The sequence below is a fragment of the Sphingomonas corticis genome (assembly GCF_012035195.1).
Classification (GTDB): domain Bacteria; phylum Pseudomonadota; class Alphaproteobacteria; order Sphingomonadales; family Sphingomonadaceae; genus Sphingomonas; species Sphingomonas corticis.
This window is the reverse complement of record NZ_JAAVJH010000011.1, coordinates 83,390-108,247: the sequence shown is the minus strand read 5'-3', so window position 1 is coordinate 108,247 and position 24,858 is coordinate 83,390. Positions and strand designations below refer to the sequence as shown.

The 24,858-nt window shown below is 71.8% G+C and carries 18 protein-coding genes; 8 read left to right on the top strand and 10 right to left on the bottom strand.

What is annotated here, in order from left to right; all coding sequences use genetic code 11:
• Positions 1 to 36 precede the first annotated feature (36 nt).
• Positions 37 to 441 carry a DUF4174 domain-containing protein gene (locus HBH26_RS15545; protein ID WP_338057425.1) on the top strand — a complete coding sequence of 135 codons (405 nt, stop codon included), beginning with the start codon at positions 37 to 39 and terminating at the stop codon, positions 439 to 441.
• Positions 442 to 448: 7 nt separating this feature from the next.
• On the opposite strand, the gene HBH26_RS15540 is transcribed toward HBH26_RS15545, so the two are convergent.
• From HBH26_RS15540 to HBH26_RS15490, 10 genes are all read right to left on the bottom strand, one after another.
• Positions 449 to 943: a DUF427 domain-containing protein gene (locus tag HBH26_RS15540; RefSeq protein WP_168135544.1), complete on the bottom strand. Its 495-nt coding sequence runs from the start codon at positions 941 to 943 to the stop codon at positions 449 to 451.
• Positions 940 to 2,652, bottom strand: coding sequence for a tryptophan-rich sensory protein (locus HBH26_RS15530; RefSeq protein ID WP_239024847.1), 1,713 nt, complete (start codon positions 2,650 to 2,652; stop codon positions 940 to 942). Before HBH26_RS15530 ends, HBH26_RS15540 begins: the two co-directional genes overlap by 4 nt.
• Before the next feature lie 47 nt (positions 2,653 to 2,699).
• Positions 2,700 to 3,566, bottom strand: a complete 867-nt coding sequence (locus HBH26_RS15525) for an SDR family NAD(P)-dependent oxidoreductase (RefSeq protein ID WP_168135543.1) — start codon at positions 3,564 to 3,566, stop codon at positions 2,700 to 2,702.
• 69 nt (positions 3,567 to 3,635) lie between these two features.
• Complete coding sequence (locus HBH26_RS15520; protein WP_338057423.1) at positions 3,636 to 4,334, bottom strand: TetR/AcrR family transcriptional regulator; 699 nt, start codon at positions 4,332 to 4,334, stop codon at positions 3,636 to 3,638.
• A gap of 40 nt (positions 4,335 to 4,374) precedes the next feature.
• Entirely contained in the window at positions 4,375 to 5,931 is a 1,557-nt protein-coding gene (locus tag HBH26_RS15515; RefSeq protein ID WP_168135542.1) for an AMP-binding protein, read from the bottom strand.
• The gene (locus HBH26_RS15510; protein WP_168135541.1) at positions 5,928 to 7,544 is read right to left on the bottom strand and encodes a carboxylesterase/lipase family protein; all 1,617 of its coding nucleotides are present in this window, start codon (positions 7,542 to 7,544) and stop codon (positions 5,928 to 5,930) included. The genes HBH26_RS15515 and HBH26_RS15510 overlap by 4 nt, the downstream gene beginning before the upstream one ends.
• Entirely contained in the window at positions 7,541 to 8,851 is a 1,311-nt protein-coding gene (locus HBH26_RS15505; protein ID WP_168135540.1) for a spinster family MFS transporter, read from the bottom strand. The genes HBH26_RS15510 and HBH26_RS15505 overlap by 4 nt, the downstream gene beginning before the upstream one ends.
• A gap of 1 nt (position 8,852) precedes the next feature.
• Positions 8,853 to 11,222 carry a TonB-dependent receptor gene (locus tag HBH26_RS15500; protein ID WP_168135539.1) on the bottom strand — a complete coding sequence of 790 codons (2,370 nt, stop codon included), beginning with the start codon at positions 11,220 to 11,222 and terminating at the stop codon, positions 8,853 to 8,855.
• A 192-nt stretch (positions 11,223 to 11,414) separates the two neighbouring features.
• On the bottom strand, positions 11,415 to 13,949 hold the full coding sequence (locus HBH26_RS15495; protein ID WP_239024846.1) for a glycoside hydrolase family 3 protein: 2,535 nt from the start codon (positions 13,947 to 13,949) through the stop codon (positions 11,415 to 11,417).
• 69 nt (positions 13,950 to 14,018) lie between these two features.
• The gene (locus tag HBH26_RS15490) at positions 14,019 to 15,038 is read right to left on the bottom strand and encodes a LacI family DNA-binding transcriptional regulator (protein WP_168135538.1); all 1,020 of its coding nucleotides are present in this window, start codon (positions 15,036 to 15,038) and stop codon (positions 14,019 to 14,021) included.
• Between the two features lie 238 nt (positions 15,039 to 15,276).
• Here HBH26_RS15490 and HBH26_RS15485 point away from each other — a divergent pair, with 238 nt between their 5' ends.
• The 7 genes from HBH26_RS15485 to pncB all read left to right on the top strand — a co-directional run bounded on the left by HBH26_RS15485 (position 15,277) and on the right by pncB (position 24,854).
• A complete protein-coding gene (locus HBH26_RS15485) occupies positions 15,277 to 18,459 on the top strand; it encodes a TonB-dependent receptor (protein WP_239024845.1) in 3,183 nt (1,060 codons plus the stop codon).
• Positions 18,460 to 18,587: 128 nt separating this feature from the next.
• Positions 18,588 to 19,298, top strand: coding sequence for a SapC family protein (locus HBH26_RS15480; protein WP_168135536.1), 711 nt, complete (start codon positions 18,588 to 18,590; stop codon positions 19,296 to 19,298).
• Positions 19,295 to 20,335, top strand: a complete 1,041-nt coding sequence (locus tag HBH26_RS15475) for a cupin-like domain-containing protein (protein ID WP_168135535.1) — start codon at positions 19,295 to 19,297, stop codon at positions 20,333 to 20,335. The genes HBH26_RS15480 and HBH26_RS15475 overlap by 4 nt, the downstream gene beginning before the upstream one ends.
• A 2-nt stretch (positions 20,336 to 20,337) precedes the next feature.
• Positions 20,338 to 21,831 carry a tryptophan halogenase family protein gene (locus HBH26_RS15470; RefSeq protein ID WP_168135564.1) on the top strand — a complete coding sequence of 498 codons (1,494 nt, stop codon included), beginning with the start codon at positions 20,338 to 20,340 and terminating at the stop codon, positions 21,829 to 21,831.
• Between the two features lie 61 nt (positions 21,832 to 21,892).
• Positions 21,893 to 22,666: a histidine phosphatase family protein gene (locus HBH26_RS15465; RefSeq protein ID WP_168135534.1), complete on the top strand. Its 774-nt coding sequence runs from the start codon at positions 21,893 to 21,895 to the stop codon at positions 22,664 to 22,666.
• A complete protein-coding gene (locus HBH26_RS15460) occupies positions 22,663 to 23,547 on the top strand; it encodes an NAD(P)H-hydrate dehydratase (RefSeq protein WP_168135533.1) in 885 nt (294 codons plus the stop codon). The genes HBH26_RS15465 and HBH26_RS15460 overlap by 4 nt, the downstream gene beginning before the upstream one ends.
• On the top strand, positions 23,547 to 24,854 hold the full coding sequence (pncB, locus tag HBH26_RS15455; RefSeq protein ID WP_168135532.1) for a nicotinate phosphoribosyltransferase: 1,308 nt from the start codon (positions 23,547 to 23,549) through the stop codon (positions 24,852 to 24,854). Before HBH26_RS15460 ends, pncB begins: the two co-directional genes overlap by 1 nt.
• Positions 24,855 to 24,858: the final 4 nt, after the last annotated feature.

Below are 24,858 nucleotides of genomic sequence, written 5' to 3'. Positions count from 1 at the left end.
GTGCCGCCCCGCCGCGGGTGGGCGTTCGCCCGCCCCGTGCGTTGGACCGGCATGATCGTGCTCCCCGCCCTGCTCGCCGCCGCCTCCGCGGGTCCCGCCACCGTCGCGGCGATGCGGTGGGAGAGGCGTGTGCTCCTCGTCAGCGCGGCGGACGCCGGCGACCCGCGCCTGCGCGAGCAGCGGCGCATCCTCGGCACGTGGACGGCCGGCGCGCGGGACCGCGACCTCGTCGTCGTCGAGATCGTCGGCGAACACGTCGCCGGCGCCGCGGATCGCGCCGCGGCGCTGCGGCGGCGCTACGGTCTGCCGGCCGTGGGTTTCGGGGTGGCGCTGATCGGCAAGGACGGGGGCATGAAGCTGAACGCCGCCCGGCCGATCCCCGCCGCGACGCTGGAGGACACGATCGACGCCATGCCGATGCGCCGCGGCGGCGGGCGCTGACGCGCGGCTACCAGCCCAAGCTGCCCGGCACGCCCTTGAACGGCCCGGCTAGGTCGGCGGTGATCCAGCCGCCGTAGAAGCCGCCGGGCTGCGGGCGGACGACCGCGCCGTCGATCGTGCAGCGATCGAGCGGCCCGGCGTAGAAGGCCAGGTGATCGCGCAGGATCGCGAACGCCGCGGTCGGATCGGGATAGCTCCACGCCACGTCGCGGAGCACCGCGTCGCCGACGACGAGGTGCCAGTAGACCGCCTCCCCCTTCCACTCGCAGAAGGAGCGCCGCTCAGATCGGCGCAGCAGGGCGATCGCGACGTCGGCGGGCGGGACGTACCAGCTCGGCGGATGGCTGGTCTCCAGCGTGCGGACGGCGGCGCGCGTGTCGGCGACCGTCGCGCCGCCATGCTCGATCCGCACGTGCCGGCCGCTGCGCCGGGCGACCGCGGGGCGCGGATAGGACCACACGCTCTCCTGCCCCGGACCGGCCGGGTCGGGCACCGGCCTCATGACGCGGGATTGTCGCGGCGGATCCGCTCCGCCAGCAGAGTCGCGAAACCGAGCCAGGCGACGAACGGCAGCGTCAGCGCCGCCGCAGGCCGGTCGACCTTCGCCGCGGTCGCCGCCAGCGCCGCGCCCGACGCGACCATCGCGCCCGATGCCGCCGCGCTGGCACCGAGCCGTCGCCGACGGAAGAACAACTCGGTCCACCCGCCGATCATCGCGCTGTTCGCCAGCCACAGCCCCACCGCGGCGTTGCGCCGCGGCGAGGAGGGGCGGCGTAGCAGGCGATAGCCGCCGACGGCGAGCCCCGTCTCCAGCACCGGCCACACCGCGCCGAACGCCGCGTCCGGCGGCGTGTAGCCTGGCTTGTCGAGTCCGCGATACCAGTGCCGGATACCGGGATGCGACCGATCGGGCGCGTTGCGGCGGCCGAGCAGCGCGCCGGCACCGAGCACCAGCCCGACGATGCCGAGCGCGGCCAGCGGCGACAGCCCCTCGCGCGCGACCACAGGCGCGGGTTCTGCCGACCCCTCGTAGCGCGACAGGTCCGGCTCGTGCGCGTCGCCCCCGCCCGCGAACAGCGTGCCGGCGGCCGATCGCACCGCCGGTCGGCTGGCCAGCGCCATCGCGGCATGGAGCGCACTGATGCCGAAACGGCTGTGCGGGTTGGCCAGCCGGGGCATGAGGCGCGGGATGCCCTGCGCCTTGTCCACCATCGGCCGCATCGCCTGCTCGAACCCGGCGAACGCCCGCTCGAGCGTCGCGCTGCGGATCATCTCCCCCGCCAGCACCCGCGCACCCGTGACGGCCAGCGTGGTGCCCACCCCGCCGATCGGCGTCACGCACCAGGCCGCGTCGCCGCACAGGACCACGCGCCCGTTCGACCAGCGCGGCATCCGCACCTGGCGCAGCACGTCGACGTAGAAGTCGCGCGTCGTCTCCATCCCGGCGAGCACGCGATCCGCCTGCCAGCCCGCGTCGGCGAAGGTCGCGCGCAGCCACGCCTTCTGCCGCGCCTCGGTCCAGTCCTGCTCGCCCTCGGGCGGCTTCTGCACGCTCAGCATCGCGCGGGTGGTGCCGTGGCGATCGGGCCGCAGCGACACGCTCCGCCCGCCCGGCGCGTGGTACCAGCGCCACAGCCGGTCGTCGTCCGCGCGCCGCGGTATCGTGAAATAGGCCATCGTCAGGTCCATCGGGCGCGGCCGGTTCTCGTTCGCGAAGACCAGCTCGCGCGTGGCCGAGCCGACGCCCTCGGCCACGATCACGGCGTCGTAGTCCGCGGTCGCCCCGCCCGCGAACGTCACCGTCGCGGCATCGCCCTGTTCGATCGCGACGATGTGGTCGCCGAAGCGATAGGCCGCGTGCCCGCGCGCCGCCTCGTAGAGCAGCCGGGCGAGGTCGCCGCGCAGGATCTCCATCTCCGCGGTCGGGCCGTCCGGTCCCGTGTCCGCGGTCAGGAAGCGCGCGGCGATGCGGCCGTCCTCCTCGACCCACGCCGTCCCTTCCTCGCCCGTTCCGTGGGCCAGCGCGGCCGCCTCCAGCCCCATCTCGCGCAGCACCTCGCGGCCGACGCCGCGCACGTCGACGTTCTGCCCGCCGTCGCGGAACGCCGGCGCGCGCTCCACCACGGTCACGTCGTATCCGGCGCGGCCGAGCCACCAGGCGCAGGCGTTGCCCGCCACGCTGGCACCGCTGATGAGGATCCTGGTCGGCAAGTCGCGTGCTCCTTCGTCGCAGCACACAACGTCGCAGCCGCGGAAAGTTACCGCGCCGCCACGCTCGCCACCTCGCGCTCGGCCTGGACGAAGCCGTAGGCGGGCACGATCTCCCCGGCGCGGTCCACCACCGCAGGCCAGCGCGCGACCAGCGCCCGGTCGGTGTCGGCGTCGTCGATCCGCACGCCCTCTGTCAGCGTCACGTGCGCGGCGGCGAAATGTCCGGCACCCGCGCACAGGATCGCGCGGGTCGGCGCCCCCTCTCCCACCAGCGCGAGCAGCCCCGGGCTGACCAGCGCGGGATCGAGCGCGGCGAGGCTCTCGTCCGGCAGCACCCCGTGCGTCATCTGCGTCGCCGCGGTGGGCGCCAGCGCATTGACGCGGATACCGTATTTCTCGCCCTCGATCGCCAGCGTCTGCATCAGCCCCACCAGCGCCATCTTGGCGGCGGCATAGTTCGCCTGGCCGAAATTGCCGTACAGGCCGGACGAGGAGGTGGTCATCACGATCCGGCCGTAGCGCTGCGCGCGCATGATCTCCCACACCGCCTTGGTGACGATCGCGGCGCCGATCAGGTGGACGTCGACGACCAGCCGGAAGTCGTCGATCGTCATCTTCGCGAAGCTCCGGTCGCGCAGGATGCCGGCATTGTTGACGAGGATGTCGACCCGCCCCCACGCGTCCGTCGCCGTCGCGACCAGCGCCGCCATCGCGCCCTCGTCGGTGACCGAGCCCGCGCCGGCGAGCGCGTGGCCGCCCGCTGCGATCACCTCGTCCGCCACGCGCGCGGCAGCGGCGGGGTCGAGGTCGTTGACGACCACCTTCGCGCCCTGCCGCGCGAGATACAGCGCGTGGGCGCGGCCCAGGCCGGAGCCTGCGCCGGTGACAATGGCGACGCGACCGTCGATGGACATGATCTTCTCCTTCATTCGCTCACAAGCCAGTGAATATCTTGATCGTCTGCGTGTCGGACGCGCGTGCGCTCAGCCGCCGCAGACCTGCCGGAACCCGGCCGCCATGAAGCGCGCCATCCGCGCCTTCACCGCGGCGAAATCGTCGGAGCGGCACAGGCCGTGCGACAATTGGTCGATCCGTCCGGTGCGGGCCAGCGTCATCATCAGCGCTCCGGTGACGAAGTGATAGCCCCAGTAGATGTCCGCCTCCGCGCAATCGGGAAGCGCCTTCTTCAACAAATCGATCAGGCGCAGCACGACGGGGTCGAAATGCTCGTCCATCAGCTCCGCCCCCCATTCGGGCGTGTTCGCGACCAGCGCGCCGAGCGCGCCGTAGTTCTTCCAGCCCTCGCCCCCCTCGATGTAGAGGTCGAGGTCGGTGTCGAGAAAGGCGTGGAGCGCGCCCTCCACCGTCGGCCTCCCGCCGGTCGCGGCGTCGTATTCGTCGAGCGCGCGCATCCGCCGCTCGCTCGTCACCACCGCGCGCCGGGCGAACACCGCGTCGAACAGCGCCTTCTTGTCGGTGAAATAATAGTTCAGCAGCGTGTGATGCACGCCCACCCGCTTGGCAACGTCCTTCAGCGTGACGCCGTGCAGCCCGTGGCGGGAGAAGAGATACTCCGCCTCGTCCAGGATCTGCTCCATCGTTTCCGCACGCTGCTCCGCCTTGGTGGAGGGGCGGCGGGTCGCGGCATGGGTGGCGGGGCGGGGCGGCTCGGGTGCGGTCACGCGGGTCCTCGGTCGTGGCGCGGCACGGCCGCCGCCCCCGTCAAGCGCCTCCATGGTCGGCCCGCAAGCGAATCTTGTCGATCTTGCCCGTCGCGGCGAGCGGCATGCGCGGCAGCCGTACCACCGCGCCGGGCACCCACCACGGCGCCACGCGCCCGCGCAGCGGCGCCAGCAGTTCCTCGTCGCTCGCCGTGCCCTCGCGCAGCTCGACCAGCAGCACGGGGCGCTCGCCCCATTTCACGTCGGCGCGGCCGATCACCGCGGCCTGCGCCACCTGCGGCAGCGCGCCGACGATCGCCTCGATCTCCGCCGGGTTGATCCACTCGCCGCCCGACTTGATGAGGTCCTTGGCGCGTCCGGTGACGATCAGCTCCCCCGCCGCGTCGATCCGCGCCAGATCCCCGGTGACGAACCACCCCGCGGCATCCAGCGCGCTGTCCGGCTGGCCGAAATAGCGGTCGACCACCGCGGCGCCGCGCACGCGCAGGTGCCCTTCCGGTCCTCGCTGCTCTGCCAGCGGCACGCCGTCCGCGTCGGTCAGCAGCAGGTCGACGCCGATCGCGGGCCGGCCCGATCGCGCGGCGTCGCGGCGGCGCTCGCCCGGCCGGGCGACGGTGCCGGAGGGCGACAGCTCGGTCATGCCCCAGCTCGTCTGCACGGTGACGCCGAGCCGCGCCTCCAGCCGCTCCATCAGCGCCGGCGCCATCGGCGCCCCGCCGACGATGACGCGGCGCAGCGTCGGCAGCGTGGTGCCCGTCGCCTCGAGGTGCTCGACCAGCCCCAGCCACACGGTCGGTACGCCCACGCCCACCGTCACCTCCGCCGCCGCGATCAGCCGCGCCAGGCTGGCGCCGTCGGTCTGCCGACCGGGCAGCACCAGCCGCCCGCCCACCGCGGGCAGCGCGAAGGGCAGGCCCCAGGCATTAGCGTGGAACATCGGCACCACCGCCAGCACCGCATCGTCCGCGGTGAAGGCCATCACGTCCGCCTGCAGCACGCGCAGCGTGTGCAGGAAGCTGGACCGATGCGTGTACGTCACGCCCTTGGGCGCGCCGGTGGTGCCGGAGGTGAAGCAGAGCCCGGACGGCGCGGTCTCCGCGAAGTCGCCCCACGCCACGTCGCGCGACGCGGCGGCGATCAGCGGGTCGAGCGCGACCGCCTCCCCCTCGCCGGCGCCGTCGATGGCCAGCAGTCGCGCGCCGGTGCGGCCGGCGACGTCGCGGGCGAGCGGCAGCAGGTCCGCGCTCGCCACGATCAGCCGCGCACCCGACTGGCGCGTCATGTCGCCCAGCTGACCGGCGGTGAGGCGCGGGTTCAGCGTGTGGCACACCGCGCCCATGCCCATGATCGCGTACCATGCCTCGACATGCGCGCGCGTGTTCCAGGCGAGCGTCGCCACCCGGTCGCCCGCCGCCACGCCCATCCCCGCCAGCACCGACGACACGCCGAGCGCGCGGTCCATCAGCGCGGCATAGCCGAGGCGGTCGATCGCGCCGTCGCGGGCGGTCACCACCTCGGCATCGGGATGCCATTTGGCGGCGTGGCGCAGGAAGCGGTCGAGCGTGAGCGCGAAGTCCTGCATCGTCCCGTCGATCATCGGCATCCCGCCGCCGGCGCGAGCACGGGGGAGGCGACGCCCGCGTTCCAGTTCCACGGCTGGTCCCCGGCGGCGCGGCGGCGGCACATCGCCGCCTCGTGCAGCGCGAACATGCCCGGCAGCGGGCGCGTCGCCGCGCGGGGCACCTGCCCGAACATCATGTAGTTTGCCGCGGTGCCGTAGGGCGCCCAGGGGGGCAGCCCCGGCGCGGTCGGCGTGCCGGTACGCGCGAACGACAGCCAATAGTCCATCATCGCCGCCGACAGCCGCCGGTCCGCGACGCCATCGGGGATCTTCGGCCAATAGGGCGCGGTACCGCGTGTGGTGCCGAACACGTAGGGGATCTCCGCCGCGTGGAAGGCGTGGAGACCGGCCTCGTCGGCGGCGGGATAGCCGTGGTCGAAGAGGTACAGATACCCTGCCCGCCCGATCGCGCCCTGTCCGATCGCGAGCCGCAGCGACGTCCAGCCGTACAGCGCGTCGCGCGTCGTCGCCAGCATCGCCTCGCCCATGTCGCGCGCCGGGTACAGCCGCAGGAACGGGTCGGCGAGGTCGCGGTAGCGCGCGCGGATCGCCGTCTCGTACGCCGCCGCATCGGCGGGCCTGGGCGGCAGCAGCATCCGCAGCGAGCGGATCTCGCCCGTGTTGAACCCGGCGAGAACCGGCACCGGCGCCTGCTCGCCGCGGTCCCACGTATCGACCAGCTGGCGCGGCAGCACCTTGCCGTCCACGGTGCCCCAGGGACCGAACCCCTTCGCCACCGCGCCCTGCGACAGCGCCTGCGCGTCCGTCGCGCGCAGCGCGGCGAGGTCCGCGGCACCCAGCGCCCGCGCGATCGTCGTGCCCGCCGACTCCGCCGCGGGCAGGCCGTGGCGCGCCGCCTTCAGCTCGGGCGCGGCGATCATGTACGCGCTCTGCGCCACCGCCTTGCCGAACAGGCCACGCGCGCGGGGGCTCGCCATCAGGTAGAGCACGCTGAGCCCGCCCGCGGATTCGCCCGCGATCGTCACGTTGGCGGGATCGCCGCCGAACGCCGCGACATTGTCCCGCACCCATCGCAGCGCGGCGATCTGGTCGAGCAGGCCATAATTGCCGGACACGCCGTCGGGCGATTCGGCGCTCAGCGCCGGGTGCGCGAGATATCCGAGGATGCCGAGCCGATAGTTGATCGACACGATCACCGCGCCCTTCGCGGCCAGCCGCGCGCCGTCGTACATGCCCTCGTGCGAGTAGCCGCTGACCAGCGCGCCGCCATGGATCCACACGATCACCGGCAGCCCCTTCGCCTCGCGCGGGGACCAGACGTTGAGCGTCAGGCAATCCTCGTCCATCCGCTGCGGCGGATTGGCGTAGATGCCCGCGGTGATGCGCGGCTGGACGCAGGCTGCGCCGAATGCGGTCGCCTGGCGCACGCCCTGCCACGCCGGCAGCGCCACCGGCGGTTTCCACCGCAGCGTGCCCACCGGCGGCTGCGCGTAGGGGATGCCGCGGAACACGCGCACGCCGTCCGCCACCTCGCCCTGCACCGCACCCGCGGGTGCGCGCACGACCGGGGCCTGTGCCGCGGCCGGCAGCGGCAGCACGGCGGCCAGCATGGCGAGAATCGTCTTCATGCGCGGGCCTCCCGGGCGAGCCGCCGCGCCAGCGCGACGAACAGCGCGATGGCGACGAGGTAGAAGGGGGTGAGCGTGTAGAGTGCGGTGCGCAGCGCGTGGCCGTCGCCCGCCGCCCTGAAGGCGTCGCTGGCGAAGCCGACCCACGTCGGGCCGAGGCCCAGGCCGATGAAGTTCATCACCAGCAGCAGCAGCGCGCCCGCCAGCACCCGCTGGTCCGGCCGCACCTCGTCCTGCACCAGCGCGACCGCGGCGGAGAGATAGACGTAGTTGAAGACCATCACGACCAGCAGCAGCGCCAGCGCCAGCGGCCAGCCCGGCACGTAGACGAACCCCAGGTAGAAGGGCATCGCGACCGCCAGCGACGCCGCCGGCGCGATCGCGTAGCCCGCGCGCGACCGGCGCGTCATCCGGTCGATCACGCGACCCGACACGATCATGCCCCCACCCATGCCGATCGCGATCACCAGCGCGTACCAGACGGCGATCTCGTGCAGCACCATGCCCTTCTCGCGCATCAGGAACAGGACGGCGAAATTGCCGAGGCCGTAGGTCACGAACTGCGTCGCCCCGCTGCCCAGCGCCGCCAGCATCAGCACCGGGTGCGCGAAGAACATGCGCACGGTGGACCAGAAGCGCGCCTTCTCCGCCGGGATCGCCCCGGTCGCGGCGCCGGTCGCGGCCCCCATCGCGGCATCGGTCGCGCCGCGCGCGGGCTCGCGCAGGAACAGCCGCAGCAGCAGCGCGGTGACGATGCCCACCGCGCCGATGACGATGAAGGGCATCCGCCAGCCGAACCGTTCCGCGATGAGCGCGCCGAACGCGACGCCCACCGCGGCGCCCAGCGCCGGCCCCAGGTTGAAGATGCCGAACGCCGCCGCCCGCCGCCCCGGCGGGAAGGTGTCGGTGATGATCGCGTAGGACGGCGGCACCCCGCCCGCCTCGCCGAAGCCGACGGTCATGCGCGCGATCACCAGTTGCGTGTAGTTGGCGGCGAGCCCGCACGCGACGGTCGCCCCGCTCCAGATCGCGCAGGCCAGCGACAGCACGCCGACGCGGCTGGTGCGGTCGGCGAACCAGCCGACCGGGATCGCGATGAAGCAGTAGAACATCGCGAAGTAGAGCCCGCCGATCAGCCCCAGTTGCCCGTCCGTCACGCCGAGCGAATCCTGGATCGGCTTGGCGACGATGCCGATCAGCTGGCGGTCGAGGAAGTTGAGCACGTACACGAAGGTGAGCGCCGCCAGCACGACGCCGGGGCGCCGGGGGGCGGCGGACTGCGCCGGCGCGGTGGCGACGCCCGCCATGTCAGATGCCGTAGCCGAGGCGAACGCCGACCGTGCGCGGGCGCAGCGTGCCGAAGCGGCTGACCAGGAACGCCTCGGGGTGGATGTACACCACCGAATGATCGTCGAAGGCGTTCTCGACGTACAGCTGCCCCGTCCAGCGGCCCTTCCTCACGCCCAGGCTGGCGTTGACGTTCACGTATTCGTCGGTCTCTCCGAAGGTGGAGAGGCGCAGGTTCGGATTGCCCGGCGTATTCGGGAACGAGCTGTTGTACGATCCGACATATTGCGCGTTGACCGCCGCCGTCGCCTTCGCCCCGTTGCCGAGGTCGAAGCCGTAGGAGGTGTAGAGCGCACCCTGCAACCGCGGCGCGGACAGCCGGTGCCCCGGCACCGCGCCGGAGATCGCCGCCTCCGCCGCAGTCAGCTCGGTGATCTTCGCGTCGTTGTACGCCACGTTGAAGCCGAGGAAGACGTCGGTCGCGGGCACCACGCCCATCTCCACCTCGAACCCCTTGCTGACCGCGGCGCCGATGTTGGTCGCGAACTGCACCGAATCGGACACGCGGTTCGCCTGCGCCTGGATGTTGCTCCAGTCGATGCGATAGGCGGCGACGTTGATCGTCACGCGCCCGTCCAGCCACCGCCCCTTCGCGCCGATCTCGTAGCTCTTCAGGTCGTCCGACGAGGCGCCGTCGGGGATGATGATGTCGTTCTGGTTCACCACGCTCGCGCGCCCGGCGAAGGCGTTGACGATCGGCGCGCGGAAACCGGTGGAGAAGGTGGCGTAGGTCGTCAGCGTCTCGCTCGGCTTGAACGAGGCGCTGGCCTTCCACTGCGGCTTCTGCCCCGTCGCCTTGACGCCGGTGACCGGCTGATAGGGGGTGAACTGCGTGAAGTTCACCGGCAGGAAGGCGCCGTTCGGCCCGCGCAGCCCGGCGAGCGCCGCCTGGAGGTAGTTGAGGTTCGCGAACGCGGGCGCGGTCGCGAGGTAACCGCCCTCCTTCGTGAAGCCCTGCGCGGAGATCCGGCCGTAGCGCACGCCGCCCGTCAGCCAGAATCGCGGCGAGAAGCGGTAGGTCAGCTCGCCGAACCCGGCCAGCTCCTCGTTGATCTGATAGGTATATTGCTTCTGGTAATATTGGTCGGGCAGCCCGGTGAAGCCGCGCGCCGCCAGGAAGGCCGGATTGGAGCGGTAGAGGAAGTCGGTGTCGCGCCGGCGACGCAGGTAGAAGCCGCCGGCCGTGAACTGGAACGGCCCGTCCAGCGCGGAGACGAGCCGCGTCTCCTGCACGAACACCCGGTCGCGCGCCGCCGCGTCCAGCCCGAACGCGATCGGTGCGCCCGCGAACCCGCCCGGCGGGAAGGTGCCGGCGAGGTCCAGGAAGAACCGCTGGTTGAAGCGCGAGTAGGTGGACGAGCTGGTGAGCCGGGCGAAATCGAACTCATAGTCGATCGTCGCATTGGCAATCGTCTGCTTGCCGGTGAAGCGGTCGGGCTGGTCCGACACGCGCTTCTCGCGGCCGAGCGACGGGCTGGTGAGGGAGGAGTCCTTCGGATCGCTGTCCTCGTAGCTGCCGAGCAGCTTGATCGACAGCCGGTCCGTCGGCTTCCACAGCGTCACCAGCCGCCCGCCCCAGTCCACCAGCGTGTTCGAATTGCGCACGCCGGTGCCGACGTTGTCGAGATACCCTTCCTCGTGGCGGTAGAAGCCGACCGCGCGCACCGCCAGCTTATCGTCCACCACCGGCACGTTGACCATCAGGTTGTAGCGCTGGCGAAAGCTGTCGGAGCCGGTCAGGCCGAAGTCGACCAGCGCGGACGTGTCGAAATCGTTAAGGTCGGGGCTCTTCGTCAGGATGCGCATCGCACCCGACAGCGAGCCCGATCCGAACAGCGTGCCCTGCGGCCCGCGCAGGAATTCCACCCGCTCCACGTCGAACAGGTTGGGATCGACCACCGTCGTGTTGCCGATGGTCGAGACGGGCAGCTCGTCAATGTACACCGCGACGGAGCTCTGCAGATTGGCGTTGTAGCCGTTGGTCGCGATGCCGCGCGCGGTGAAGTTGTTGAAGTTCTGCGTCGGCCGGTTCAGCACCACGCCCGGCGTTTCGCGAGCGATGCCCTCGAATCCGACGATGCCCTTCTCCGTCAGTTCCTCCTGCTGGAAAGCGCTGACGCTGATCGGCACGTCCTGGATCCGCTCGGCGCGCCGCGTGGCGGTGACGAGGAGGTCCTGCGCTCCGGCGGCGGGATCGATCTCCTCCACCTTCTGCGCCGGTGCGTCGGAGGGGGGCGCCTGGCCGGTGTCCTGCGCGGCGGACTGCGCTGCGGCGGGCGCAATGGCCGCGATCGTCACGGCGGCGGCGGACGCCAGTAGCTTCACCTTCATAACCCCTCCTGTGCGGCCGCTCTTCGATCGGCATCTGAGGCGAAGCTGCCCGCAACGTTCACCCTTGTCAACAGTCACTCTCACGCGAGTGAATGTTTTCGTGAGGGTGACGAACGCGGCTTCGGCGCGCGATGCGGGTCGCGCGCCGAGCTCTCACCGATGAGGGGTATCGCTGCCTGGTATCGCTGCCTGCTACCGCGCCGGCGGACACGCCAGAACGCGGTCCGCCACGGTGCCCAGCGCGACCCGCGCCAGCGTGAACGACATGCGCCCGCTCGCCCGCAGCGCGAACGGCACCTCGACCGCGGACAGGTCCGGACCCAGGCACTTGAGCGGCACGCCCAGCGTGACGAATTTGCCGGTCGCCGCCGCAGCCGGGGCGAGCGGCACGGTCTCCGCGCATCCGCGCCCGCATTGCGCCAGCAGCACCGCGTCGGCGGCGGGGCGCGTGTCGAAGCGGATCGTCGCCACCAGCATCACGTCGCCGTTGGACTGCCGCGTCAGGTCGAGCGGCGACTTGGCGGCAAGCGCCACCTGCTGCACTCCGCCTCCGGCCAGGTCGAAGCGACGTGCGCCTTCCTGCACGCGCGCGTCCACCGCGGTCACGCGAACCCGCCCGCCCGCGGCGACCGCGGGCAACGTGGTGATCCTGGTGCTCTCGCCCGTCGCGCCCTCGACACGCAGCGACCATCCGGCCGCCGGCGCACCGTCGGAAAGGAACACGCCGCCCTCGTCCCCATCGGCCACGCCAGGGTCCTCGGACACCGGCGTCCAGCGCCGCGCCGCCTCGCGCCCGGTCAGGCCATAGCCCAGCGGGAACAGCACCGGCCCGTCCGCCCGCGCCGTCGCGGGCCACGGCATCGACAGGCGCCCGGTGAAGCCCGGCGCCCGTTTTCCGCCCGCCTGGCCCCCGGGCGGCGCGATCAGCCGGTCGGCCACGCCCGCGCCCTCGCTGCCCGGCAGCCACGCGACGACGAATGCGTCGGCCAGGTTCAGCTCGGGCCCGGCGAACAGCGGCCGCCCGGTCAGCATCACCGCCACCACGGGCACGCCCTGCGCCTTCAGCCGCCGCATCGTCTCCACCGGACCGCGCTGGTCGGCGCGCAGCTGCAGCGTCTTCAGGTCGCCCTGGAACTCGGCGTAGGGAGTCTCGCCGAACACGACGATCGCGACGTCCGGCTTCGTCGTGAAGCGTCCGTCCGCACTCAGCGTCGCGGTGCCGCCGCCGCGCGTCACCGCCTCGCGCAGCCCGTCGTAGATCGACGTCGCGCCGGGAAAGTTCGCGCGGGTCAGGCCGGTACCCTGCCACGTCAGCGTCCAGCCGCCGGACTGGCGCGCGACATCGTCCGCCCCGTCCCCCGCCACCAGCACCCGCGCACCGGCCTTCACCGGCAGCACGCCCTGGTTCTTCAGCAGCACCAGCGATTTGCCCACCGCCTCGCGTGCCAGCGCGCGGTGCGCGGGCGCGCCCAGCAGGTCCCACCGGCCCGCCAGCAGCCGGGACGACGGCTTGCCCGCTTCGAACAGCCCCAGCCGCATCTTCGTGCGCAGGATGCGCGTCACCGCATCGTCCAGCCGCGCGATCGGCACCGTGCCGTCCTTGGCCTGCGCCAGCAGCGAGTGATAGAGCGGCTTCCAGCTGTCGGGCGCCATGTACATGTCGACCCCGGCGTTGATCGCCACCGGGCAGCTGGCGTTGGTGCAGCCGGGCAGCTGGCCGTGCGCGTTCCAGTCGGTGACGACGAAGCCGTCGAAGTTCATCCGCCCCTTCAGCACGTCCGTCACCAGCCCGCGGTTGGCCGCGATCTTCAGCCCGTTCCAGCTGGAGAAGCTGGTCATCACGGTCGCGACGCCGTTCTCGATCGCGGGGCCGTAGGGGCGGCCGTGGACGTCGCGCAGCGTGTCCTCGCCGATCCGCGCGTCGCCCTGGTCGCGCCCCTCGAACGTGCCGCCGTCGGCCAGGAAATGCTTGGTCGAGGCGAGCACGTACGGCCCCTTCAGCAGCGCGCCCCCGCCGGCCGGCCCCTGCAACCCGCGCACCATCGCCCCGGTGTAGCGGGCGACCAGCGCGGGATCGGACGAATAGCCCTCGTAGGCGCGGCCCCAGCGTGCGTCCTGCGGGACGGCCACGGTCGGCGCGAAGGTCCATTCCTGGCCGGTCACGCGGATCTCCGCGGCGGTGGCGCGGCCGATCCGCTCGACCAGCGCGGGATCGTTGGCGGCGCCCAGCCCGACATTGTGCGGGAACAGCGTGGCGCCGACGATGTTCGAGTGGCCGTGCACCGCGTCCGTCCCCCAGATCAGCGGGATGCCGACGCCGCCGTCCCGCCGGTCGGTTGACGCCGCGTAGAAGGCATCGGCCAGCGCGAGCCACTTGGGCGCTGGCGCCAGGTCGTCGCCGCCCGGGCCGGAATTGCCGCCGTTCAGCACGGAGCCCAGGTGATAGCGGCGCACGTCGTCGGGCGTGACGCTGGCGATGTCGGCCTGGATCACCTGCCCGACCTTCTCCTCCAGCGTCATGCGGCGGACAAGGTCAGCGATGCGGCGCTCGACCGCGGCGTCGCGCGCCAGCGGCCAGCGCGGTGCGGGCCATTGCGCGGGGTGGACGGTCGTGGCGCCGTCCGCCGCGGCGGGCTGCTGCGCTTCCCCGGCGCCGGCGGGCAGTGCGGAAGTCAGCGAACCGACGGCCAGCATCAGCCGTGCCGGGCGCGAAAAGCGACGATGCATCGTGATCCTCTCCCCAGGGACGATCGATCGTCCGCGTCCGCTCGCATTGTCAACGTTGTCATAGGGATGTCAAGCCGACGGCGCGGCGGCCGATCCGCGCACGACCAGCGCGTGATCGTGCGCTCGCAGCGTTTCGGCAAGTCCCCCTTCGAGCTGCGCGACCACCATGTCCGCCGCCGCCACCGCCATGTCGAACACCGGCTGGCGAACCGTGGTGATCGCCGGCCAGGCGATGCGCGCCACGTCCGAGTCGTCGAAGCCGACGATGGACAGGTCGTGCGGAACGCCCAGCCCGCATTCACGCGCGGCGATCAGCGCGCCGACAGCCATCTCGTCGTTCTGCGCCAGGATCGCGGTCGGTCGGTCGGGTCGCGCCAGCAATCGCATCGCCGCCTCGTAGCCGCTGTCGCGCGTGAACAGCCCCGGTTCGATGCGATCAAGCCGCAGCGCCAGACCGGCGGCGTGGAACGCCTGACTGTAGCCGAGCAGCCGCGCCTCCGCGGAGGCATGGGTCGGGTCGCCTTTGATGATCGCAATGTCGCGATGCCCCAAGTCGATGAGATACGCGGCGATTTCCCGCGCTGCGACGACATCGTCGACCGTAGCGCCGGGTGCCGCGTCGAGCAGCCGGGTCGGCGCAATGCGCGCGCAGCGGATGCCGGCACTCGCCAGGTCGTTCAGGATACGGGCATCGTCGGAGGCTGGCGGGGCCAGCACCACGCCGTCCAGCCCGGCCGACCGCAGCAATGCCACCACCTCTCCCGCATGTTCGGCCACCGATTCGATGGGGATCACCACCAATCGATAGCGTTCGCCGCGCAGGCGGTGGAGCACCCCCATCTGCAACTCGGTGACGTAGCTCGACGACGGGTTCTCGTACACCAGGCCGATCAGGTTCGACCGCCGCTGCACCAACGCGCGCGCCATGACGTTGGGGTGGTAGTTCAGCGCCTCCGCCGCCGCACGGACCCGCTGCCGGATCGAATCGCTGACGTGCGGCTCGCCGTTGAACACGCGCGACACCGTTTTCGTCGACACGCCGGCGGAGCGGCCGACATCGACGATGGTCGCGCGCTTCTGCTGCCTCATGCCCCTTGCCGTCCCTTCATTCGCGCCTCTGGTCCTGACGACGTTGACGGCCACGGGCAAGCGGTTCGTGGCTGCCAGATTGCCCGATCCGACACTACGGTCGGGAAAATTCCTGTGAGCACGGGCGGAAGCGCTAGTTCCTGATTGACAACGTAGGACAAACTGTTAGCGTTATCGTGAAGCGACGGGCCGACGCGTGATCGCCCGCAAAAAAGGGAGAAGGATGATGAGGGGAACAATGGCCTTCACGACGCTGGTACGCTCCACGTCCATGCTGGCGGTCGCCGCCGGACTGGCGCTGCCCGCCGCCGCGCAGACGGTGGTGCCGGTCGAGCCGGGATCGCAGGCCAGCAACGCGCAGCCGTCGAATGCGCCCGCGACCGAATCGAGCAGCGTCCAGCAGACCGGGCAGGACCCGCAGGGCCAGCCCGATACCGATCCGACGACCGACATCGTCGTCACCGGCATCCGCGCCAGCCTGGACCGCGCCATCGACATCAAGCGCAACTCGGCGGGCGTCGTCGATGCGATCTCCGCGGAGGACATCGGCAAGTTTCCCGACACCAACCTCGCCGAATCGCTCCAGCGGATCACCGGCGTGTCGATCAACCGCGTGAACGGCGAGGGCTCGCAGGTGTCGGTGCGCGGCTTTTCCGGCGGGTTCAACCTCGTCACGCTGAACGGACGCCAGCTGCCCGCGTCCAACGTCGACACCAGCGGCTCGGGCGACTTCGCCCGCGGCACCAGCCGCTCCTTCGATTTCCAGAACCTGGCGTCCGAAGGCGTCAGTGCGCTGGAGGTGTACAAGACCGGGCGCGCCGCCATCCCCTCGGGCGGCATCGGCGCCGCGATCAACGTCGTCACGCGCAAGCCGCTCGACGCGCGCGAGCCCGGCCTGTCGGGATCGGTCGGCGCGAAGGCGCTGTACGACGACAGCCTCAGCGACAAGGAACGCCACGGCAGCAAGATCCTGCCCGAGCTGTCGGGCCTCGTCAGCTGGTCGGACGCGGACCAGCGCTTCGGCCTGTCCGTCTTCGGCAGCTACCAGCGCCGCGACAGCGCCTCGGTGCAGAGCGCGCCCAACTACTTCAACGTGGTCGCCACCGACGCCTTCTTCACGCCCGGCGACTATATCAGCCCGACGACGCAGATCAGCGGCACCCGCCCGACGTCGGGCTATGTCCTGATCCCCAACGACAGCCGCTATCAATTCTCGGAGAACCGGCGCGAGCGCATCAACGGCCAGGCGGTGGCGCAGTTCAGGCCGACCGACACGATCACCTTCACCGCCGACGCGCTGTTCGCGCAGAACCGGCTGCGCGAGCAACGATCGGAACAGACCAATTGGTTCAACCGCCCGTTCAACCAGGTCGAGTTCGGCGGCAACGAGGCCATCCCGACCGCGGTGTTCCTCCAACGCACCGACGACGGCGCCAAGGACTTCGGCTACGAGCAGCAGCAGCGCGCCACGAAGACGCGGCTCGAGTCCTACGGCCTCAACGCCAAGTGGGAGCTGACCGACCGCTTCAGCGTCAACGCCGACGGCTATCACGCGGTGTCCACCTCCACGCCGGACAACCGGAACGGCACCTCGGCGACGCTGGTCAGCCTGGGCGCGCCGGTCGGCGCGTCGCAGTCGGTGGACTTCTCCAGCGGCTTCCCCGTGCAGGTGCAGAACATCAACGACGCGGTGCGCGGCAACGGCAACGGCGTGCTCGACCTCGGCGACCTCGGCTCGCAGGTGGCGCGCACCATCGCGTCCAGCCAGCGCCAGCGGATCAACGGCGGGCGCGTCGACTTCGGCTGGGACCTGGGCGAGGGCAGCCGCTTCGACTTCGGCGGCAATTACACCGCGACGAAGATGACGAGCACGCGCACGCAGACGCAGCAGCAGCTGGGTGACTGGGGCATCGGCGATCCCGGCATCATCTCGCGCCTGGCGCCGGACCTGGTCGACACCTTCTGCCTGGCCTGCAAGTTCGACCATTTCGATCCGAAGGCGACCGGATCCGCGCGCGTCGCGTTCCGCGGCAACGCGATCGACCTGCTCGACATCCTGTCGCCCTTCTACGCCGCCAACCCGGTCAACGTGACCGGCAGCGACTTCGACGAGGTGGGCGAGAAGGTGTGGTCGGTCTACGGCCAGATCACCTGGAAGGGCGAGATCGCCGGGCGCACCGCCAACCTCGTCTTCGGAACCCGCTACGAGGAGACGCGCGTGCGCTCCCGCGCGCTGCAGGTCGCGCCCACCGCGATCCTGTGGCAGTCGGACAACGACTTCGCGAACCTGCTGCCGTCGATCGCCAGCGCGACGCCGGTGCAGGTGCAGCAGAGCGGCCGCTACACCAACCTGCTGCCCTCGGTCGATTTCAACATCGAGGTGATCGACAACGTCATCGCCCGCGCCTCCGCCAGCCGCACGCTGGCGCGGCCGGACTACGGCAACCTGTTCGCCTCCACCACGGTCGGCGGCCCGACCCGTCCGACCGCGCTGGACGGCGTGGGCACGGGCAGCAGCGGCAACGCCAATCTGAAGCCGCTGGTGTCGGACAATTTCGACGTGTCCGTCGAGTGGTATTACAAGCCGTCCAGCTTCGTCTCCGTCGGCTTCTTCGACAAGCGGGTGCGCAACTTCCTCGGCTCCGGCATCTTCAACCGCGACGCCTTCGGCCTGCGCGATCCGTCTGCGGGCGCGCCGGGCTCGCGCTCGGGCATCGCGCTGGAGCGGCTGGCCGCGCTCGGCGCGACGATCAACGACGTGAACCTGTTCAGCTACACCGCGCTGCTTCAGCAGAACGGCGGCAGCACGGCCGGCGCCGACGCCGCCTATCGCGCCAACTCGACGAACGGCGAGTTCAACGCGCAATATGCCAACGACCTGTTGCGTGCGGTGGACGTGGTGGCCGACGGGCAGGACCCGCTGTTCAACTTCGCCATCTCGCAGCCGATCAACAACCAGGACGGCCACATCTACGGCTTCGAGCTGGCCGGGCAGCACTTCTTCGGCGACACCGGCTTCGGCGTCGCGGCGTCGTACACGAAGGTGAACGGCGACGTGAACGTGGACGTCACCGCCAATCCCGACGTCAACGTCTTCGCGCTGACGGGGCTGGGCGACAGCGCCAACGCCTCGCTGATCTACGACAAGGACGGGCTGTCGGCGCGCGTCACGTACAACTGGCGCGAGAAGTTCCTGTCCGCGACCAACCAGGGCGACGATCGCAACCCGATCTTCACCGACAGCTTCGGCACGGTCGACTTCAACATCAGCTACGACCTGTCGCAGCAGTTCGCACTGTCCTTCGAAGGCGTGAACCTCCTGTCCGAGCCGCTGGTGCAATACGGCCGCGACCGGACCGCGCTGGTCTTCGCGCAGGAGCTGAAGCCGCGCTTCCTGCTCGGCGCGCGCTACCGCTTCTGACCGGTTCCTCCCCCTGGGCCGCCCTTCGAGGCGGCCCGCTTTTTTGTAGGGGGCTTGAGCACGCGCCCGGCGCGCCTATCATTCCACGCCATCTTCCAGGCGACCCGACAGAAGGCGACTGCATCCCCGTGACCCGGCACGTCAGGCTCGACAACGTGGATCACGCCGACCTGCGCGTGGCGATCCGCCACGGTGCGGCATTCGGCGACGCGGTGAACCAATGCCTCGTCTTTCCCACCGAGTTCGAGCAGGCGCAGCGCGATTTCCCGATCCTGTTCCGCCACGACGAGGGCGCGGGCTGGTACGCGGTGGCACTGACCGGGTTGGACCGCGACGAGAACCTGTTCCTCGACGGCGAGGCGTGGACTACCCGATACGTCCCCGCCGTGCAGCAGCGCGGCCCGTTCGCCGCCGACGCCGCCGCGCACGACGGGGAAACGCCCGCGATCCACATCGACCTCGACGACTCCCGCGTCGGCGCGCCGGACGGCGAGCCGCTGTTCCTGCGCCACGGCGGCGCGGCGCCCTATCTGCGCCACATCGGCAACGTGCTGGCGGCGCTGCGCCACGGCCACGCCTCCGCCGCGCCGACCTATGCCGCGCTCGCCGCGCACGGGCTCCTGAAGCCGGTGACGCTCGACGTCGAGATCGGCGACGGGCTCAGCTACCGCATCGACGACGTGCACGCGATCGACGGCGACCGTCTCGCCGCGCTGGCCGGCGCGGCGCTGGAGGAGCTGCATCGCAGCGGCGTGCTGCGTGCCGCGACCATGGCGGCCGCCTCGCTCGACAACGTCGCGCGGCTGATCGAGCTGAAGCGCCGGAAGGTCGCGGGATGACCGCGCCGGCCGCCGTGGCGGACCTGCGCCGCACCCGCGTGGTGGAGGCGGCCGCCCTGCCCCCGCCGGACGCGCTGCTCGCGGACGGGCGCCCCACCATCTTCCGCGGCCTCGCGCGCGACTGGCCGCTCGCCGTTGCCGGACGAGACGGCGCGACGGCGGCGATCGCCTATCTGAAGCGCTTCGACGCCGCTCGCCCGGTCGTCGCCTACACCGGCGACGCGGCGATCGGCGGGCGCTTCTTCTATCGGGACGACTGGAGCGGGCTGAACTTCTCCGCCGCGCGCGTCGGCCTCACCGCCTGTCTCGATCGCATCGCCGCGCACCTCGGCGACGGTGCGCCGCCCGCCATCTACATCGGGTCGACCGACCTCGACGCGTACCTGCCCGGCTTCCGCGCGGAGAACGACCTCCCCCTGCCCGTGCCGCCCGCCGGGCACGATCCCGCGCTCGCCAGCATCTGGATCGGCAACCGCACGATCGCGCAGACGCATCACGACATGTCGAACAACCTGGCGGTGTGCGTCGTCGGCCGCCGCCGCTTCACGCTGTTCCCGCCCGATCAGGTCTCCAACCTCTACCCGGGCCCGCTGGAGCCGACGCCCGGCGGACAGGTCGTCAGCATGGTGGACCTGCACGCCGCCGATCTCGATCGCTTTCCCCGCTTCGCCGACGCGCTCGCCGCGGCGCAGGTGGCGGAGCTGGAGCCGGGCGACGTGCTGTTCTACCCCGCACTGTGGTGGCACCATGTCGAGGCGCTGGCGCCGTTCAACGTGCTGGTGAACTATTGGTGGAACGCGACGCCCGCCTTCGCCGACACGCCGATGACGACGCTGCTCCACGCCCTGCTGTCGCTGCGCGACCGCCCCGCGGCGGAGAAGGCGGCGTGGCGCGCGATGCTCGACCATTACGTCTTCGGCGACCCCGCGCTCGCCGGCGCGCACCTGCCCGATGAGGTCCGCGGCGAGCTCGGCCCGCTCGACGAGCGCGCGGCGCGGCGGCTGCGCGCGAAGATCGCCGACCGGCTCGCGCGGTGACGATGCGCGTGGTGATCGCCGGCGGGGGCACCGCGGGCTGGCTGGCGGCGGCGATCCTGACGCGTCAGCTCGCGCCGCTGGTCGACGTGACGCTGGTCGAATCGGAGGAGATCGGCACCGTCGGCGTCGGTGAATCGACCATCCCCACCGTGCGCGCGTTCCATGCGCTGATCGGGCTGGACGAGGCCGAGTTCATGGCCGCCACCGGCGCCACCTTCAAGCTCGGCATCTCGTTCGAGAACTGGGCGCGCGCGGGCGACCGCTACATCCACTCCTTCGGCGACCTCGGCCGGTCGACGTGGATGGGCGACTTCCACCATTTCTTCCTCGAAGGGCGTGGGCAGGGCATGGCCGGCGAGATCGGCGACTATTCCCTGGAACACCGCGCCGCGGCGGAGGGGCGGTTCGCCACCGGGGGAGAGCCGCCGCTCAACTACGCCTATCATTTCGACGCCGGCCGCTACGCCCGGTATCTTCGCTCGCGGTGCGAGGCGGCGGGGCTGACGCGGGTCGAGGGGCGCATCGAGCGGGTGGAGCGCGACGGGCGGAGCGGCCACATCGCGGCGCTACACCTCTCCGGCGGGCGCCGCGTGGCCGGCGACCTGTTCCTCGACTGCACCGGCTTTCGCGCGCTGCTGATCGGCGAGGCGCTGGGCGTCGGCTTCGAGGACTGGGGCGCATGGCTCCCCACCGACCGCGCCCTTCCCGTGCAGACCGCGGCGGTCGAGCCGGCGCGCCCCTACACCCGCGCGATCGCGCACGATGCCGGCTGGCAGTGGCGCATCCCGCTGCAACATCGCGTCGGCAACGGCCTCGTCTATTGCAGCGACCATCTCTCCGACGACGAGGCGCGAGCGCGGCTCTACGCCAACGTGGCGGGCGAGCGGCTGGTCGAGCCGAACCCCATCCGCTTCCGCACCGGCCGCCGCGTGAAGGCGTGGGAGGGCAATTGCGTGGCACTCAGCCTCGCCTCCGGCTTCGTCGAGCCGCTCGAATCCACGTCGATCCACCTCATCATGATCGCGCTGACCCGCCTGATCCAGCTGCTGCCGGCCGGCGGCATCAGCCCCGCCGCGGTGTCACGCTACAACGAGCAGGCCCGCCGCGAGATGGAGGCGGTGCGCGACTTCATCGTCCTCCACTATCACCTGAACGAGCGGCCCGAGCCGTTCTGGCGGCGCTGCCGCGAGACGCCCCCGCCCGACACGCTGGCGGAGCGGATCGCCCTGTTCGCCGAAGGGGCGCACGCCTATCAGGACAGCCACGACCTGTTCCGCGTCGCGTCGTGGGTGCAGGTGATGCTGGGCCAGCGACTGGAGCCGCGGCGGCATCATCCGCTCGGCGCGATCATGCCGCGCGAGCGGCTGGCGCAGGCGCTGGGCGACCTGCGCGCCGGCGTCGCCGCCGCCGCCGCCCGGCTGCCGAGCCATCAGGACTTCCTCGACGCTTATTGTCCGGAGGCCGCGCCGCGCCAGACGGGATCGCGCATGGCGTGAACCCAGCCCCGATCCGATCGTTCGCCTCCATGGAATTGACGAGGCAGCGCAAGGAGTTGGTGTGGAGGTTGGAGAAGCCGCGCGGTCGGCCAGGCGCTGGCCCGCCGCCCTGTTTGTCGTCCGTCACGGCGAGAGCCTGGGCAATGTCGCGCGCGACGCCGCGCAGCTCGCCCGCGCGGACCGGATCGCGGTGGAGGGGCGCGACGTCGACGTCGCGCTGAGCGCGCTGGGCGAGCGGCAGGCCGGCGCGCTCGGCCGCTGGTTCGCCGACATGCCCGCGGCGGAGCGGCCCGACACCCTCCTCGTCTCCCCCTATGCGCGCGCCATCTCCACCGCGCGGGCGGTGCGCGACGCGGGCGGCGTGGCGGGGGAGGTCCCGCTCTGCGTCGACGAGCGGCTGCGCGAGAAGGAGTTCGGCATCCTCGACGGCCTCACCACCTCTGGCGTGGCCAACCTGCTGCCCGAACAGGCGGAGTTCCGCCGCATCCTCGGCAAGTTCTACCACCGCCCGCCCGGCGGGGAGAGCTGGTGCGACGTCATCCTGCGGCTGCGCTCCGTGCTGGATACGATCGCGCTGCACCACGCCGGGCGGCGCGTGCTGATCGTGGCGCATCAGGTGGTGGTGCTGTGCCTTCGCTACGTGATCGAGAACCTGGACGAGGAGCGGCTGCTGGCGATCGACCGCGCCGGCGACGTCGCCAATTGCTCGGTCACCGAATACCGGCTGGTGCCGGGGGAGGGGCTGGTGCTCGCGCGCTACAACCACGCCGTGCCGCTGGAGCGCGAGGCGGTGCCCGTCACCGATGCGAACGACCGCGCCGGAGTTCGCGGGTGAGCGCGCCCGTCGCGATCGACGCGGCCTGGCGCGCCGCTCATCCGCTTCCCGGCATCGGTGCCGGCGTGGACAAGGATTCGCGCGGGCAGGTGCTCGTCCTCGGCGGCTCCGCCTTCGTGCCCGGCGCGGTCCGCCTGACCGCGGAGGCGGCGCTGCGCGCGGGCGCCGGGAAGGTGCAGGTGGCCGCTCCCGCTCCGCACGCGACCGCGCTGGGCACCGCCATGCCGGAGATGGCGATCGTCGCGCTGCCCGTCGACGCGGACGGGGAGGTGGCGCTGGCCGCCGCCGACGCGCTCGCGCCTCACCTCGACGGATGCCAGGCGATGGTGCTCGGCTGCGGCATGGCGCAGCGCGCGCAGACGCCCGCGCTGCTCGCCCGCCTGCTGGTCGATGCGAAGGCGGCGGTGATCGACGCGGGAATGCTCGGCGCCGTGGCGGACGCGCGCGACGCGGTGGCGGCGCTGGGCGGCCGCGCGATCCTGACGCCGCATCCCGGCGAGCTGGCCAAGCTGACCGGCGCGGCGCGCGAGGCGATCGAGGGCGATCCCGTCGCCGCCGCGCGCGACGCCGCGGCCCGGTTCGGCGCGGTCGTGGTGCTGAAGCAGGATCGTACGATCGTGGCGGACCCGTCGGGCACGCTGCTCGCCTTCGTCAGCGACTCGCCGGGGCTGGGCACCGCCGGGTCGGGCGACGTGCTGGCGGGCGTGATCGGCGGCGTGCTGGCGCGCGGCGTGGCGCCGCTGGAGGCCGCGGCCTGGGGCGTGTGGCTGCACGGGCAGGCCGGCGCCACGCTGGCGACCACGGTCGGCCCGCTGGGCTTCCTGGCGCGCGAGCTGCTGCCCGTCGTCCCGCGCCTGCTGGCGGCGCAGGCCACCGCATAGTGGCGATCACCGATATCGCCACGCGGACGTGGGACCACGGCTGGAGGCTGGACCCGATCGTGCGCAGCCTGCTCGACACCGATTTCTACAAGCTGCTGATGCTGCAACTGATCTGGAGGCACCACCGCAGCGTCGAGGCCACGTTCGCCGTCATCAACCGGACCAGCGGGGTACGGCTGGCCGACACGATCGACGAGGGCGAGTTGCGCGCGCAGCTGGACCATGCGCGCACCCTGCGCTTCACGAAGAAGGAGCTGATCTGGCTGGCCGGCAACAGCTTCTACGGCGAGGCGCGGATGTTCGCGCCCGACTTCCTCGCCTGGCTCGCCGGGTTCCACCTGCCCGAGTACGACCTGTCGCGCGACGGCGGGCAGTATCGGCTCCACTTCGCCGGCGCGTGGTGCGAGACGACCATGTGGGAGATCCCGGCGCTCTCCATCATCAACGAACTGCGCGCGCGCGCCGCGGTGCGCCACCACGGTCGCTTCGCGCTCGACGTGCTCTACGCCCGCGCGAAGGCGAAGCTGTGGGCGAAGGTGGAGCGGCTGCGCGCACTGCCCGACCTCGCCCTCTCCGACTTCGGCACGCGGCGTCGGCACGGCTTCCTGTGGCAGCGCTGGTGCGTGGAGGCGCTGAAGGAGGGGCTGGGCGACCGCTTCAGGGGCAGCTCCAACGTGCTGCTGGCGATGGACGCCGACCTGGAGGCGATCGGCACCAACGCGCACGAACTGCCGATGGTCTTCGCCGCGCTGGCCGGTGACGACGACGCCGCGCTCCGCCGCGCGCCGTATCGCGTACTGGAGGAGTGGCAGCGCCTCTACGCCGGCAATCTGCTGGTCGTGCTGCCCGACACGTTCGGCACCGCCGCCTTCCTGCGCGACGCGCCGGCATGGGTCGCCGACTGGACCGGCTTCCGGCCCGACAGCCTGCCGCCGGTCGCGGCGGGCGAGCAGCTGATCGACTGGTGGCGCGCGCACGGCCGCGACCCGCGCGACAAGCTGCTGATCTTCTCCGACGGGATGGATGTCGCGTCGATCGAGGAGGTCTATCGCCGCTTCGACGGACGCGTGCGGATCAGCTTCGGCTGGGGCACGAACCTGACCAACGACTTTCGCGAGTGCGATCCCATGGGCGCGGCGGGGCTGGAGCCGATCTCGCTGGTGGCCAAGGTCGTCTCCGCCGGCGGACGCCCCGCCGTGAAGCTGTCGGACAATCCGGCCAAGGCGTCCGGCGATCCCGCCGCGATCCAGCGCTACCGCCGCGTCTTCGGCACCGAGGGAATGCGGCACGCCGCGACGCCGGTATAGCGAG